Genomic DNA, 13,454 nt, shown 5'->3' on the forward strand with positions numbered 1-13,454 from the left:
GTTAGCGCCGCGCCGCAACGAGCTCGCGATAGAGTGCAGCGTAGCGGCCAGCACGGTTGTGCCAGGAGACGTCCGTCGTCATGCCGGCGTGTTGCAGCCGGCGCCAGGTCACGGGATCGTTGAACAGCAGGTTCGCCTTGCGCAGCGCATGCGCGAGCGCTTCCGCGGTGACGGGACGAAACTTGACGCCGGTCGCCGCATCGGCGGTGGTTGTCGCCTCGTCGAAATCGAGCACGGTGTCGGCAAGGCCGCCGACATCGGCAACGACGGGGACCGCGCCGTAGCGCAGCGCGCAGAGCTGGGTGAGGCCGCAGGGCTCGAAGCGCGACGGCACCGCCAGCGCGTCGGCGCCGGACTGGATCAGGTGCGCCAGCGCCTCGTCATAGCCGATCTCGACGCCGATCCGTCCCGGATGGGCGCGCGCCAGCGCGGCATAGCCGTCCTGCAGATCGCGGTCGCCGCTGCCAAGCAGCGCGAGCTGCATGCCTTCGCCGAGCAGCGTCGGGATGGTCTCGAGCAGGAGATCGAGACCCTTCTGCCACGACAGCCGGCTGATCACGCCGAGCAGCAGCGGGCCCGTCGCGACGTCGAGGTCGAAGCGCCGCTGCAGCGCCGCCTTGTTGGCCGCGCGCGGCGCCAGTTGCTCCGCACTGAACCGCGCGGCGATGTCCGGGTCGGTCTGCGGATTCCACACCGCGAGGTCGATGCCGTTGAGAATGCCGCTCAGCACGGCGGCGCGTTCGCGCAGCAGGCCGCCGAGCCCCATGCCGCCGTCATCGCTCTGGATCTCGCGTGCGTAGGTCGGAGATACCGTGGTGATGCGGTCGGCGAATTGCAGGCCGGCCTTCAGGAGACTGATCGTGCCGTAATATTCGACGCCATGAAGCGAAAAGGCCTCGGGTGGCAGGCCGAACGTCGCCAGCATGTCCGGCGAGAACTGGCCCTGATAGGCGAGGTTGTGCACCGTCATCACGGTGCCCGGCCGCGGCTGCCCGCGATAGTGCAGGGCGGCGGGCGCCAGTCCGGCTTGCCAATCATGCGCATGCACGATGTCGGGCACGAAGGAGACGATCGCACCCATGCCGATCTCCGCCGCCATCCGCGACAGCGCGGCGAAGCGGATGCCGTTGTCGGGCCAGTCGCGGCCGTCGGGGCCAACATAGGGATTGCCGGGACGTGCGTAGAGATGCGGCGCGTCGAGCACGAGCAGATCGAGGTCGTCATGCGAGGCCGCGAGCACACGGATCGGCCCGCCGTAGAACTCCGGCCAGTTCAGCAGCGTCTCCGCCGAGCGGAGTGCGTCGAGCACGGCGGGATATCCCGGCACCAGTGTCCGCGTCGCGACGTCGTGCTGCTTCAACGCGACCGGCAGCGCGCCGGCCACGTCGGCAAGGCCGCCGGTCTTGATGATCGGGTAGATTTCGGACGCGACCGCGAGGACGCGGATCGGCGTCATGTCGCGAGCCTGTCGAGCATCGTCTGCGTGATCAGGGTGATGCCTTGCTCGGTCCTGCGGAAGCGCTTGCCGTCGAGATCGGGATCCTCACCGACCACCATCCCTTCCGGAATCCGGACGCCGCGATCGATCACCACGTTCTTCAGCCGCGCGCCGCGGCCGACATTGACATAGGGCATGATCACCGCGTTCTCGACATGCGCGTATGAATTGACATGCACGCCGGTGAACAGCAGCGAGCGGCGCAGCGATGCGCCGGAGATGATGCACGCGCCCGACACCAGCGAGGTCACCGCCTGTCCGCGCCGGCCGTCCTCGTCATGGACGAATTTCGCCGGCGGGGTGATCTCGGCATAGGTCCAGATCGGCCATGAGCGGTCGTAGAGATCGAGCTCCGGCACGACGTCGGTGAGGTCGATATTGGCGCCCCAATAGGCATCGACGGTGCCGGCATCGCGCCAATAGGCGCGCGGATCGTCGCCCGAGCGGACGCAGGAATCGTTGAATTGATGCGCGATCGCGCGGCCGTGCTTGACGATGTAGGGGATGATGTCCTTGCCGAAATCATGCGCCGAGTTCGGGTCGGCGGCGTCGCGGCGCAGTTCGTCGAACAGGAATTCCGAGTTGAAGACATAGATGCCCATGCTGGCGAGCGACTTGTCGGGCTTGCCTGGCATCGGCGGCGGATCGGCCGGCTTCTCCAGGAAGGACTGGATCAGGCCGCTCTCGTCGATATGCATGATGCCGAAGCCACTGGATTCCGCCCGCGGCATTTCGAGGCAGCCGACGGTGACGTCGGCGCCGCTTTCGACATGCTGCTTGAGCATGATCTCGTAGTCCATCTTGTAGACGTGGTCGCCGGCCAGCACCAAAATGTATTTGGTGCCGTGCGCCTCGATGATGTCGATGTTCTGATAGACCGCGTCCGCCGTGCCGACATACCACATCGTCTCGGAAACGCGCTGGCTCGCGGGCAGGATGTCGAAGCTCTCGTTTCGTTCCGGACGGAAGAAGTTCCAGCCGCCCTGCAGATGCCGGATCAGGCTGTGCGCCTTGTACTGCGTCGCCACGGCGATGCGGCGGATGCCGGAGTTCACCGCGTTGGACAGCGCGAAATCGATGATCCGGGACTTGCCGCCGAAATACACCGCGGGCTTTGCCCGCTTGTCGGTGAGCTCCTGAAGTCTGCTGCCGCGGCCGCCGGCCAGCACGAAGGCGAGGGCGTGACGCGACAGTGGTTCATTTACGACGGTTCTCATGGGATCCTCCCGGGACTTTCAGTGCGGCCCCGCTACCTTCTCTTGTCCGGAAGGCCTGAGCGGGCGTCACGGGGCCGCCTGCGAACGTAGCAAGCGGCCCCGATGGAGCAAAGCGGCATCCCCGGATTTCGTTCCCGGGATTTCGGCCTCCGCGGGGTGGGGTTGCGGCTTGGTTAAGGCTATTGACGACGCGCCATTTCGGCCTAGAGCAGGCCTGCTCATTTTTCAGTCCAGGCCAGGCATCCCATGACACTTTCTTCCGTCACACCCCGGGACGTCCGCGCCGCGCTCTTGCTGCGGCAGGAGATCGCGCTGCTCGATGTCAGGCACGAGGCCGACTTCGCCACCGGCCATCCGCTGTTTGCCGCCAACATGGCGGCCGGGAGGATCGCGCTCGAGGCCGCCCTGCGTCTGCCGCGCAAGGACGTGCCGATCGTTCTGTATGATGACGGCGAAGGCCTCGTCGATGCGGCGCGCCAGCAATTCCAAACCCTCGGCTATGGCAATGTCCGCGCGCTCGGCGGCGGCCTCGGGGCCTGGCGGGCGGCGGGCTACGAGATCTTCCAGGACGTCAACTCCTACGCCAAGGCGTTCGGCGAGCTGGTCGAGGCACGGCGCCACACGCCCTCGCTGAGCGCCGACGAGGTGGCGGCGCTGATCGCCGACAAGGCCAACATCGCGATCCTCGACGTCCGCCGCTTCGACGAATACGCCACCATGAACATTCCGGGTTCGGTCAGCGTGCCCGGCGCCGAGCTGGTGCTGCGCGCCGGCGGTGTGGCGCCCGATCCCGACACCACCATCATCGTCAACTGCGCCGGCCGCACCCGCTCGATCATCGGCACGCAGTCGCTGATCAATGCCGGGCTGCCCAACAAGGTGCGCGCGCTGCGCAACGGCACCATCGGCTGGACGCTGGCGCGGCACGATCTCGAGCATGGCGCCGTCAGGCGCGGCGGCATCGGGCCGTTCAACGGCGCTGGGGACAATGCGCGCGACGTCGCCTATCGCGCCGGCGTCCGCCGCATCGGCGCGGGCGAGCTTGCGGCGCTGGAGGGCGACGCGCATCGCACGCTCTATCGCTTCGACGTGCGCGAGGCGGAGGAATATGCCGGCGGCCATCTCGCCGGCTTCCGGCATTATGCCGGCGGCCAGCTGGTGCAGGAGATCGACATGGCGGCGCCGGTGCGCGGCGCGCGCATCGTGCTGACCGACGACAGAAGCATCCGCGCCGAGATGACGGCGTCCTGGCTCGCCCAGATGGGCTGGGAGGTGTACGTGCTTGACGGCGGCTATGACGGTGCGCTGGAGGTAGGCCCGCCCGTCGTGGTGCCGAAGCCAGATCCCGCGCACCGCTACCGCCGGCCCTATGAGGGCACCGACGTGCAGGAGCAGGCGATGCAGGCCTATCTCGATTGGGAGTATGGCCTCGTTGAGCAGCTGCGCCGCGACGGCACGCACGGCTTCTATGTGATCTGAGCCGGCAGCCCTTCTTGGCAACGGCCGGACGGCTTCGCCGAAGCGTCCGGCCGATCCCCAAGACTTACGGCAAAGCCTCGAGCTTGGCGTTCTTGCCGTCGACGACCTTGAACACGACGTAGCGCGGCTTCATCTGGCCGTTGGGCAGGAATTCGACGTCGCCGAACACGGTGCCCTTGACCGGCTTGCCGCGGATGGCTTCCGCCACGGTCTTGCGGTCGAGCGATTTCGTCGTCTCGACGGCGTGCGCCCACACCTGCACCGCGGCTGCGCCGAGTGCCGCGCTCTTGTCGGGATCGGCGCCATAGGCCTTCTTGTAGGCGGCGACGAAGGCGGTGCTCTCGGGGATCGAGGTGAACGGCGCCAGGTCCGGGAAGAAGATGTCGGCGGAGACGATGCCGTTGTTGGCGTCGCCGGCCACCTTGAACACGGTGGTCAGCATGATGCCGACGGCGCCGACGAAGGTCGATTTCAGGTCGGCCTGGCGATACTGCTCGACCATTGCCGGCAGGCCTGACGAGTTCGAGGAGTTGGTGACGATGATGGCGTCGGGATTGGCGGCCTTCAGATTGGTGAGCTGCACCCGGAAATCGGTGTCCTTGAAGGCGAATTTCTCGGTCAGCACGACCTTTCCGGCGAAGTTCAGCTTCTTGAATTCGGCTTCGACCGCGGTCTGGAAGCCGTTGCCGTAGACGTCGTTCTGGGTCAGGAACGCGACAGTCTTTGCCTTCAGCGTGTCGACGACGTATTTGGCGATCACTTCCGCATCGAAGCCGTTGGAGCTGTTGATGCGGACGGCATAGGGGTTGGTCTCGCCGCCCAGGATCAACTCGGATTTCGAGACCGCGGTCATGTCCATGATGCCGGCGCGCGCCAGGATCGGCTGCATCGCGAGCGTCACCGGCGAATTCCAGCCTTCGATCACGACGTCGGCCTTCTCGGCGATCATCTCGTTGGCGCGGCTGACGCCGACGGCGGGCGTGCGCTCGTCGTCCTTGGAGATCACGACGAGCTTGCGCCCGAGCAGGCCGCCCTTCTCGTTGATTTGCCCGACCATCAGCTTCACGGCATTGGTGACGGTCTGCCCGTCCGGCCCCGCGCCGCCGCTCAGCGGAAAGATGGTGCCGACCTTGATGTCCTGCGCCATGACCGGCGTGGCGAGACTTGCAAGCAGGCCGACGGCCAGTGCGATTGTCCTGTTCATTGCTTCCTCCCTTGATGGTTCGTTCTTAAAATTTGCTCTTGCTGAAACGGCGGAACAGGCCCGCAAGCCCGGTCGGCCAGAAGATCAGGACGATGGCAAGGACCGATCCGAGGATGATCTTGTTCCAGTCGCCGCCGAGCGACAGCAGGTTCTGCTGTGCGATCAACAGCGCGGTGCCGATCAACGGTCCGACCAGGATGCGGCGGCCGATCAGCACGACGGCGGTCAGCATCATGACCAGGAAATAGGATTCGAACATGTCGGGGCCGACATAGGCGCGCTGGTAGGCGTAGAGCCAGCCGGCGAGCCCGGTGATCGGCGCCGAGATCACGAACACCGCGAGGCGAACCTTGCGCGGGTCGACGCCGAGGCTCGCGGCCAGCGCCGGGTTCATCTGCACCATCAGTGCCGTGGTGCCGAGCCGCGAGCGGCGGAAGCGCGCAATGAAGGCGAGCGTGAGCAGCAGGAGCGCGAAGGCGACCGGCCACAGGTCTTCCTGGGACGCTCCCGAAAAGGTCGCGACGCCGAGCGGCAGCTTCAGGGCGGCGATGCCGACGATGCCGTCGGAGCCGCCGATCGCATCCCAGTTGAACGCCACCTCGTAGGCGACGACGGCCGCGGCGTATGTAACCAGCGAGAACACGAATTCGCGAGTCCGCAGCGTTACCGCGCCGAGGAACAGCGCCGCGGCGAGGCAGAAGGCGATCGTCGCCAGCGCCGTGGTCCAGCCGTCGAGCCCATATTTGACCGAGAGGTTGGCGGCGGTGTAGCCGCCGATCGCCCAGAATAGCGTGTGGCCGAGGCTGACTTCGCCGAGATAGGACAGCACGATGTCGACGCCGTAACACATCACCGCGAAGATCGCGATCGTCGTCAGCGTCGAATAGGCGACCGATGTTCCGCCGAGCAGGCGCGGCAGAAAGAATCCGACCGCGATCAGCACTAGCGTGATGACTGCGCGCGGCAGCGGGCTGTTTGTCCTGGATGGGGTCTGGCTTTCGATGACGGTCATTTGGTCGCCAATCCCGCGGGCCGGATCACCAGCAAGGCCAGCAGCAGCGCGAAGGCGGCAGCCGTCGTATAGGCCGGCGCGACGAAGGCGCCGAAGAACGCGGTGAACAGGCCGAGCCCGAGGCCCGCCAGCAGCGCGCCGCCGATCGAGCCGATGCCGCCGAGCACGACCACGACGAAGGTCATGATCACCTCGTTGAAGCCCATGCTGGTCAGGATCGGCGAGCGCGGCGCCACCAGCGCGGCGCCGAGCGCGACGGCCGAACATTCGAACACGAAGACCAGGAGGTAGACCACCCTAGCGTTGACGCCGAACAGCTCGGCCAGTTTCGGGTCCTCCGCCACCGCGCGAATGACCGAGCCATACCTTGTCTTCTGCGTGAACAGCCAGACCACGCCGTAGAGCGCGAGCGTGACCGCGAGCACCAGCACGTCCTGCCAGGTGAACCAGAGCGGCCCGAGGTCCACCTTGGCCCGCGCCAGCGTGCCGGGCAGGGTCTGCGGATTGCCGCCGAACAGCAGCGCGCTGCCGCCTTGCAGCACATAGCCGAGACCGAGCGTGACGATCATCAGGCTGGTCAGGTTCTGCGTCATGACCAGCCGCATCATCGCGGTCTGCATCAGCGCGCCGAGCAGCGCGAGCACGATCATGGCGGCGAGGATCGCGACCGGATAGGGCAATCCGATTTTCGCGATCGCGAACCAGGTCACGAACGCGCCGAGCATGTAGAGCTGGCCGTGGGCGAAATTCACCAGCCGCGCGACGCCGAGCAGGATGGTCCAGCCGAGCGCGATGCAGGCATAGCCCGATCCGAGCACCAGGCCGTTGATGATCTGCTGCGCGACGTTCAACTGCGCGCTCCTTCGGCGATAGTGCCCAGATAAGCCTCCACGATGCGATGGTCCGCGGCCATGACGTCGGCGGCGCCCTCGCCGACGATCCTGCCGCGCTCGAGCAGATAGAGGTGATCGACCACCTTCAGCGCGGCCTTGACGTTCTGCTCGACAAGCAGCACCGGCAGGCCGCGATCGACCAGCAGGCGGATGCGCGAGAGCAGGTCGGCGATCAGGCGCGGCGCCAGCCCCGCGGACGGCTCGTCCAGCATCAGCACGCGCGGGCCGGCGAGCAGCGCACGGCCGACCGCGAGCATCTGCCGTTCGCCGCCGGACAGCGCCGCGCCCTTGTGGCTCCGCCGCTCGGCGAGGCGCGGAAAGAACTCGAACACCTCGGCGACCGTGAACGTGTGCCGGCCGGTGCGGTCGGCGGGCGGCCGGACCAGCGCGAGGTTCTCGTCGACCGTCAATTCCGTGAAGATGTTCTTGCCTTCAGGCACCAAAGTGAGCCCCTGCGCGACGCGCTGATGCGGGGCAAGGCCAGTGATGTCGTGGCCGCCGAGGCGAACGGCGCCGGTGATAGTCGTGCGGCCGCGCGACCAACCGGCGAGCGCGTTGACCAGCGTCGACTTTCCCGCGCCGTTCGCGCCGACGAGGCCGATCATGGTCCCGGACGGAACGACGATGTCGACGCCGGACAGCGCGACATTGCCGGCATAGCGCACGGTGAGGCCGCTGCTCTCCAGCACGCCGCTCATTCGTCGCGCCCCAGATAGGCTTCGCGCACCAGGGGATCGCGCTGGATCTCCGCCGGCGCGCCAGTCGCGAGCATCACGCCCTGATCGATCATGACGATCCGATCGGCGATCGACATGATCAGGTCCATGTGATGCTCGATGACGACGAGCGCGAGCTTGCGCTTGCGCAGGCTGATGAGCACATCGGCGAGCTTCTTCATGTCGCCGCCGCTCAAACCTGCGGCCGGCTCGTCCAGCAGCAGGACCTTTGCGCCGGTGCCGTAGGCGAGCGCGACCGACAGCAGCCGCTGCACGCCATAGGGAATGTCGCCGGGCAACTGATGGTGGTACTGCGCGGCGATGCCGAAGAAATCGAGCAGTTGCGCGGCCGCCAGCTCGGCATGGCGGCGCGTCGCCATCTCGCGCCAGGGCATGAACAGCGAGGTCGCAAGATTGGCCGAATAGTCGCGGACGATCGCGGCCGCTGCGTTCTGCAGGACGGTCAGTTCGCCGAAGAAGGAATTCTGCTGGAAGGTGCGGCGCAGGCCGCGGCTGGCGAGGTCGAACGTCCGGACGCTGGAGACGTCGTTATCTTCGAGGAAGACCCGCCCGCGGTGGCTGACCGCGTTGGTCACCGCGGCAAAGCAGCTGCTCTTGCCGGCGCCATTCGGTCCGATGATGCCGAGGATCTGGTCGGCATCGACCGACCAGCTCACATCACGCAGCGCAACCAGTGCGCCGTATTGCACCGTGAGGCTTTCGACGCGCAGCACAGCGGCTGCATCGCCTCGATGCGTTTCCCCGGAACTTGCCACGCGGCCCGTCCATCTTGCTTATTGGGCGCATTTGCCGCGCCAAATTCTTTGGTGCGTCACCCAACATCGCAATCCCGTGACGGTCAAGGGCGCATCGGCATCAATGCGCAGATCGTATTTCGGCTGACGGAAAACGTGAGGCCGACTGGCAAATTTGCCGCAAGAGCGCGGCCGGCAAAGCCATTTGCCTTGCCGGCCGCGGGGAGACGGCTTGTCGTTATCGTCTTACTTCGGCAGACCAACCGGCTTCAGTTCAAACGGTCCGGGGTCCTTCCCTTTGTTCTCGCCGATGATGTAGGACAGCTTGCCTTCGGCGACCCAGCCGACGCCGCCGACCTCGGTCACCGAGACCGGCTCGGCAAGGCCGTCCTTGATGGTGTCGATCTCGGCCTGGTCGCCCTTCACCGTGACCTTGTCGAGCTTGCCGTTGCCCTCGATCAGCAGGAAGCCGTTGCCGTGGGCGCGCAGCGCGTCGGCATGGTCGAGCGGCCGCGACGGCTTCAGCTCCGTGACGGTGCCGGCCTTGCCGTCCTTGACCGCGACCCGGAACAGCTTTGCCGGAATGAAGGTCGTGACATAGAGATTGCCGTCCGCACCAACTGCGATGCCGTCGAGCCCGACGCCGTCCTTGGCCGGTGCGAGCTGTGGATCGGTCGCGAAGGTCTCCAGCGCCGTGCCGCCGGGCTTCAGGCGGTAGACGAACGGGGCGAAGGAATCCGAGACATAGGCGCTGCCGTCGCCGCCGAGCGCGATGTCGTTGCAGAACGATTTCGGATCGCTCAAAGCGAAGCTGCCCCTCGGCGTGCCGTTCTTCAGATCGAAGGTCTTCAGCCAGGCGCCCTTGGTCTCGCTCGGTCCGGTGACGCCCATCGCGCTGATGTCGTTGGAGCAGACATAGAGCGTGCCGGTCTTCTCGTCGGCGAGCACGCCGAGGATCGAGCGGCTGTCACCGGCGCCCGGCTTGACAAGCTGCTCCGGCTTACCGCCGGGCGCAATCCTGGTCACGCCGCCATTGTTGAAGCTGCCGACATAGAGCGCGCCGTCGGAGGTCGAGGTCACGCTCTCCGGATGGCTCCTGGCGGGGGCGCCGACGGGCGTCGTCTCGGCGCGCGCGAGGCCGGCCGGACATAGTGTAAGGACGATGGCCGCCGCGCGCAGCGTGGCTGCGCGGCGGATCTTGAGCTGCTCTCCCTTTGCGTGCGGACATGCCGCATCGCCGTCTTGTTTTTTCATGATCGCGTTTCCTGATGGGTCCCTGGTCCAGCCAGACAGGAATTGTGCGGCGATCGATGCCGGTCGTTGGCCTTGTTGTGTGCTGGGTTCCCGACCGGATCGTTCACCCGCCTGCCTTGCCGTCATCGATATATACGATAGTATATAGCGATGGCCAAGCAACCGATGGGAGAAGTCGCGGCATGGAGCGGGAATTGACGACGCGGCAGCGATGCGTGTGTTGCGACGGCATCATCGAGGGATTGACCGACGACGGCGCCATCGGCCTCGACGCACGCATCGGCCTGGTGTCTGATGAATGCGCCTTCGTTTGCAATGACTGCACCGCGCGCCTGATCCAGGCCGCGGCGTTGCGCAAGCGCGAGATGGTGCACCGGAAATGGCCAGCGCCCGGCCGCCGCGATCAGCGCCCGTAGGATGGGTGGAGCGCAGCGATACCCATCATCTCATTCCACGGGGATAGAAGGATGGGTATCGCTTCGCTCCACCCATCCTACGCTTCATCCGGGCTACGAAGGCGTCAATCGCCACTCTCAGTCGGGAGTGAACGCGTCGTAGACCAGCTTCTTGAACACCGGCAGGATGCGCTGACGCTCGTTCTGGGTCTGCTCCAGCATGATGTAGACCATGTCGAGCGTCGGATCGACGCCGAAATAGGTGCCGCTGCCGCTGTCCCATTTCAGTTCGCCGATCAAGCCGGGCGGCGGCGGTTTTGCAATGCCGGGATCGGTGCGCATGGCGATGCCGTAGCCGTAGCCGAAGCCGTCGCCGGGGAAATACCAGTAGTCGCGGCCGACGCCGGAGCCCGGCCCGATGTGGTCGGTTGTCATGTCCTTGAACGCGGCTGGGCTGAGATAGCGCTTGCCGTCGAGCTCGCCGCGGTTGAGCAGCATCTGCGCAAAGCGGGCATAGTCCGTAATGGTCGAGACCAGCCCGCCGCCGCCGGATTCCCATTCCGGATGGGCGCGGCGGTCGCGCTCGGCGGCGAGCAGGATCGTGTCCGTCGGCAGCGGCTCCGCCATCCGCGCGCGCTCGTCGGCGGAATCGAGCACGTACTTCGTGTCCTTCATCCGCATCGGATCGAAGATGCGCTGCTTCTCGAACTGGTACAGCGTCTTCCCGGTGATGACCTCGATCACCCGTCCGAGCACGTCGGTGGAATGGCCGTAGCGCCACATCGTTCCGGGCTGCCGCGACAGCGGCAGTTTGGCCAGGCGCGCGACGAACTCCTTGTTGTCGAACTTGCCGTCGAACAGATGCCCTTCGTGGTAGAGCTTCTGGATCCAGTCGGCGCCGATATATTCGTAAGTGATGCCCGAGGTCTGCCGCATGATGTCCTCGATGGTCACCGGGCGGATCGGCGGCTCCAGCTTCAGGTCGCTGATGTTGTTGTCGTTCGGCGGCTCGATGCCGACCTTCACGTCGGCGAAGGCCGGAATGTATTTCGACAGCGGGTCCTTGGGCGACAGCTTGCCTTCGTCGACCAGCATCATCGCGGCGACGCTGGTGATCGGCTTGGTCATCGAATGCAGTGCGAAGATCGTGTCCACCGTCATCGGCGCCTTGGTGGTGACGTCACGATAGCCGAAGGTCTTCAGATAGACCGGCTTGCCGTGCTGCTGGATCAGGATCACGGCGCCGGGCAGCCGGCCGCTGTTGACCTCCTCGTTGAACAGCGCGGTGATGCGCTCGAGCTTCGCGGGCGACGGCGAGGGAACGTCGGCGGCGCGCGCGGCGGCGATTGTGACGAGCGCAAGACATGCCGTCACCGCGGCGCGGGACGCGCGTGCCGCAAGCTGGATCGCCCGGTCGAATCTGCGTGACATTTGAAAGCGCCGCCCTGCCTGATGCCCTGAATATGGAGTATTAGCGCGGGCGTCGCGCGCAACATAGTCACTTTCCTGCGGCATTATTTCAGGTCTGCACGATCGGTATGGCATCCTGCCGGGCTGCGTGGAGACCTTCCGGATGGGTGCCGCGGGCCGTCACCTGTCACGAGCCCTACACGATCTGCCGCGCGCCCGCTTGCGCCTTCACCGCGTGCGACAGCACCTGCAGTGCCTGGCTCAACTCGGCCCGGTTGCGCGCGGCGCCGAGCGAGACGCGCAGGCCGCGCGGCGCGGCGTCGCCGACCGCGAACGCATCCTCGCCGACCACGGCGAGGCCGTTGCGCATCAGATGCGACAGCAGGTCGGTGCCGCCGAACTGTTTCGGCAGCGGCATCCAGAGATGGTGGCTGGCCGGCCGCGCCGCATAGGTCACGCCCTTGAGGAAGCGCGCCGCCAGTTGCTGGCGTGCCGAAGCCTCGTTGCGGACGGCGCGGATGATCTCGCTTGCGACGCCGGAGCGCAGCCACTGGGTGACGAGAGCGACCATCAGCGACGGCGGCATCTGCATCGTCGCCTGCAGGCCGGCCCGCATCTGCTGTTCGGCGTCGGCGTCGGGCGCCAACAGGTACGCAACGCGCAGGGCCGGCGCGATGCACTTTGCGATGCTCAGCGCATAGTATGTGCGTTCGGGAATCAGCGTCGCGATCGGCGCCATCTGCGGCTCCAGGGGGCCGTAGACGTCGTCCTCGATCAGCACGCAGCCGCGCTTCCTGATGATGTCGGCGACCGCCTTGCGCCTGGCGGCACTCATCGTCGCGGTGGTCGGGTTGTGCTGCGTGGGGACCAGATAAACCACCTTCGGCTTGTGCTTGCGGCAGGCCTCGTCGAGCGCGTCTGGGCGGATGCCCTCGGCGTCCATCGCGACGCCGGCGAGCCGGACATCGAGCCGTGCCGCCGCGGCCTTGATGCCCGGAAAGGTCAGGGCCTCCGTGACCACGACGTCGCCGGGCGAGGTCAGCGCGAGCAGGGCGTTGAAGATGATCGCCTGCGATCCCGGGAAGATCACGATGCGCTCGCTCGATGCCTGCGGCAGGCGCGGCTGCAGCCAGTCGGCCGCGACCTCGCGCTCATCGACGGCGCCGCCGGGGCGCGCGTAACCGAGATAGGCTGAGAAGCCGGCCTCGGACCGGATGGTGGCCAAACCCTGCGCGATGCGCAGATCGAGATTAGCCTCGACCGGCTGCGGCGGCAGGTTCATCGACAGGTCGATGTTGATCGGGGCGGGCAGGTCGGACGCGGCACGCGCCGTGGTCTCGGAGACGAAGGTGCCCTGGCCGACGCGCGCATCGAGCAGGCCGCGCCGCCGCGCCTCGCCATAGGCGCGCGTGACCGTGGTGAGATCGATATCGAGCGCCGAGGCCAGCGCTCGGTGGGTCGGCAGCCGCTGGCCGCGCACTAGCCGGCCGCTGGCGATGTCGGATGCCAGCGCGTCGACGATACGCAGGAACATCGGGCCCTGCCATTCCGAAACCGTAGGGATCCAATCCATGCAATTTGACGCTTTGTCTTTGATTGTAGGTCTCGCGAGGCATATTGT

Annotated in this window: 12 protein-coding genes; 2 read left to right on the forward strand and 10 right to left on the reverse strand. The window is 66.4% G+C overall.

What is annotated here, in order from left to right:
- Position 1: 1 nt before the first annotated feature.
- On the reverse strand, positions 2–1,456 hold the full coding sequence (gene glgA / locus JQ633_RS10010) for a glycogen synthase GlgA (RefSeq protein WP_211984812.1): 1,455 nt from the start codon (positions 1,454–1,456) through the stop codon (positions 2–4).
- Positions 1,453–2,715, reverse strand: coding sequence for a glucose-1-phosphate adenylyltransferase (gene glgC, locus JQ633_RS10015; RefSeq protein ID WP_211984813.1), 1,263 nt, complete (start codon positions 2,713–2,715; stop codon positions 1,453–1,455). Before glgC ends, glgA begins: the two co-directional genes overlap by 4 nt.
- A gap of 246 nt (positions 2,716–2,961) precedes the next feature.
- Here glgC and JQ633_RS10020 point away from each other — a divergent pair, with 246 nt between their 5' ends.
- On the forward strand, positions 2,962–4,194 hold the full coding sequence (locus tag JQ633_RS10020; RefSeq protein WP_211984814.1) for a rhodanese-like domain-containing protein: 1,233 nt from the start codon (positions 2,962–2,964) through the stop codon (positions 4,192–4,194).
- Positions 4,195–4,258: 64 nt separating this feature from the next.
- Here JQ633_RS10020 and JQ633_RS10025 read toward each other — a convergent pair whose 3' ends face one another.
- The 6 genes from JQ633_RS10025 to JQ633_RS10050 form a co-directional block, all read right to left on the reverse strand.
- The gene (locus JQ633_RS10025; RefSeq protein WP_211984815.1) at positions 4,259–5,398 is read right to left on the reverse strand and encodes an ABC transporter substrate-binding protein; all 1,140 of its coding nucleotides are present in this window, start codon (positions 5,396–5,398) and stop codon (positions 4,259–4,261) included.
- Between the two features lie 25 nt (positions 5,399–5,423).
- Positions 5,424–6,410: a branched-chain amino acid ABC transporter permease gene (locus tag JQ633_RS10030; RefSeq protein ID WP_211984816.1), complete on the reverse strand. Its 987-nt coding sequence runs from the start codon at positions 6,408–6,410 to the stop codon at positions 5,424–5,426.
- Entirely contained in the window at positions 6,407–7,261 is an 855-nt protein-coding gene (locus JQ633_RS10035) for a branched-chain amino acid ABC transporter permease (RefSeq protein WP_211984817.1), read from the reverse strand. Before JQ633_RS10035 ends, JQ633_RS10030 begins: the two co-directional genes overlap by 4 nt.
- Positions 7,258–8,001 (reverse strand): ABC transporter ATP-binding protein, encoded by a 744-nt coding sequence (locus tag JQ633_RS10040; RefSeq protein ID WP_211984818.1) that lies wholly within the window; start codon positions 7,999–8,001, stop codon positions 7,258–7,260. The genes JQ633_RS10035 and JQ633_RS10040 overlap by 4 nt, the downstream gene beginning before the upstream one ends.
- The gene (locus tag JQ633_RS10045; protein WP_349631544.1) at positions 7,998–8,753 is read right to left on the reverse strand and encodes an ABC transporter ATP-binding protein; all 756 of its coding nucleotides are present in this window, start codon (positions 8,751–8,753) and stop codon (positions 7,998–8,000) included. Before JQ633_RS10045 ends, JQ633_RS10040 begins: the two co-directional genes overlap by 4 nt.
- A gap of 267 nt (positions 8,754–9,020) precedes the next feature.
- Positions 9,021–10,028, reverse strand: a complete 1,008-nt coding sequence (locus JQ633_RS10050) for a hypothetical protein (RefSeq protein WP_211984820.1) — start codon at positions 10,026–10,028, stop codon at positions 9,021–9,023.
- 182 nt (positions 10,029–10,210) lie between these two features.
- Here JQ633_RS10050 and JQ633_RS10055 point away from each other — a divergent pair, with 182 nt between their 5' ends.
- Positions 10,211–10,444 (forward strand): hypothetical protein, encoded by a 234-nt coding sequence (locus tag JQ633_RS10055; RefSeq protein ID WP_211984821.1) that lies wholly within the window; start codon positions 10,211–10,213, stop codon positions 10,442–10,444.
- 117 nt (positions 10,445–10,561) lie between these two features.
- Here JQ633_RS10055 and JQ633_RS10060 read toward each other — a convergent pair whose 3' ends face one another.
- Positions 10,562–11,854: a serine hydrolase domain-containing protein gene (locus JQ633_RS10060; protein ID WP_211984822.1), complete on the reverse strand. Its 1,293-nt coding sequence runs from the start codon at positions 11,852–11,854 to the stop codon at positions 10,562–10,564.
- Positions 11,855–12,029: 175 nt separating this feature from the next.
- Positions 12,030–13,367 (reverse strand): PLP-dependent aminotransferase family protein, encoded by a 1,338-nt coding sequence (locus JQ633_RS10065; protein WP_249159065.1) that lies wholly within the window; start codon positions 13,365–13,367, stop codon positions 12,030–12,032.
- Between the last annotated feature and the right edge of the window lie 87 nt (positions 13,368–13,454).

Origin of the sequence: Bradyrhizobium tropiciagri (assembly GCF_018130505.1) — a bacterium.
In the GTDB taxonomy this organism is placed as follows: Bacteria; Pseudomonadota; Alphaproteobacteria; order Rhizobiales; family Xanthobacteraceae; genus Bradyrhizobium; species Bradyrhizobium tropiciagri_B.

Excerpts from the sequence above, each read along its gene's own strand:
- glgA (WP_211984812.1), bottom strand. The coding sequence starts at position 1,456 with ATGACGCCGATCCGCGTCCTCGCGGTCGCGTCCGAAATCTACCCGATC.
- glgC (WP_211984813.1), bottom strand. The coding sequence starts at position 2,715 with ATGAGAACCGTCGTAAATGAACCACTGTCGCGTCACGCCCTCGCCTTC.
- JQ633_RS10020 (WP_211984814.1), top strand. The coding sequence starts at position 2,962 with ATGACACTTTCTTCCGTCACACCCCGGGACGTCCGCGCCGCGCTCTTG.
- JQ633_RS10025 (WP_211984815.1), bottom strand. The coding sequence starts at position 5,398 with ATGAACAGGACAATCGCACTGGCCGTCGGCCTGCTTGCAAGTCTCGCC.
- JQ633_RS10030 (WP_211984816.1), bottom strand. The coding sequence starts at position 6,410 with ATGACCGTCATCGAAAGCCAGACCCCATCCAGGACAAACAGCCCGCTG.
- JQ633_RS10040 (WP_211984818.1), bottom strand. The coding sequence starts at position 8,001 with ATGAGCGGCGTGCTGGAGAGCAGCGGCCTCACCGTGCGCTATGCCGGC.
- JQ633_RS10050 (WP_211984820.1), bottom strand. The coding sequence starts at position 10,028 with ATGAAAAAACAAGACGGCGATGCGGCATGTCCGCACGCAAAGGGAGAG.
- JQ633_RS10055 (WP_211984821.1), top strand. The coding sequence starts at position 10,211 with ATGGAGCGGGAATTGACGACGCGGCAGCGATGCGTGTGTTGCGACGGC.
- JQ633_RS10060 (WP_211984822.1), bottom strand. The coding sequence starts at position 11,854 with ATGTCACGCAGATTCGACCGGGCGATCCAGCTTGCGGCACGCGCGTCC.
- JQ633_RS10065 (WP_249159065.1), bottom strand. The coding sequence starts at position 13,367 with ATGTTCCTGCGTATCGTCGACGCGCTGGCATCCGACATCGCCAGCGGC.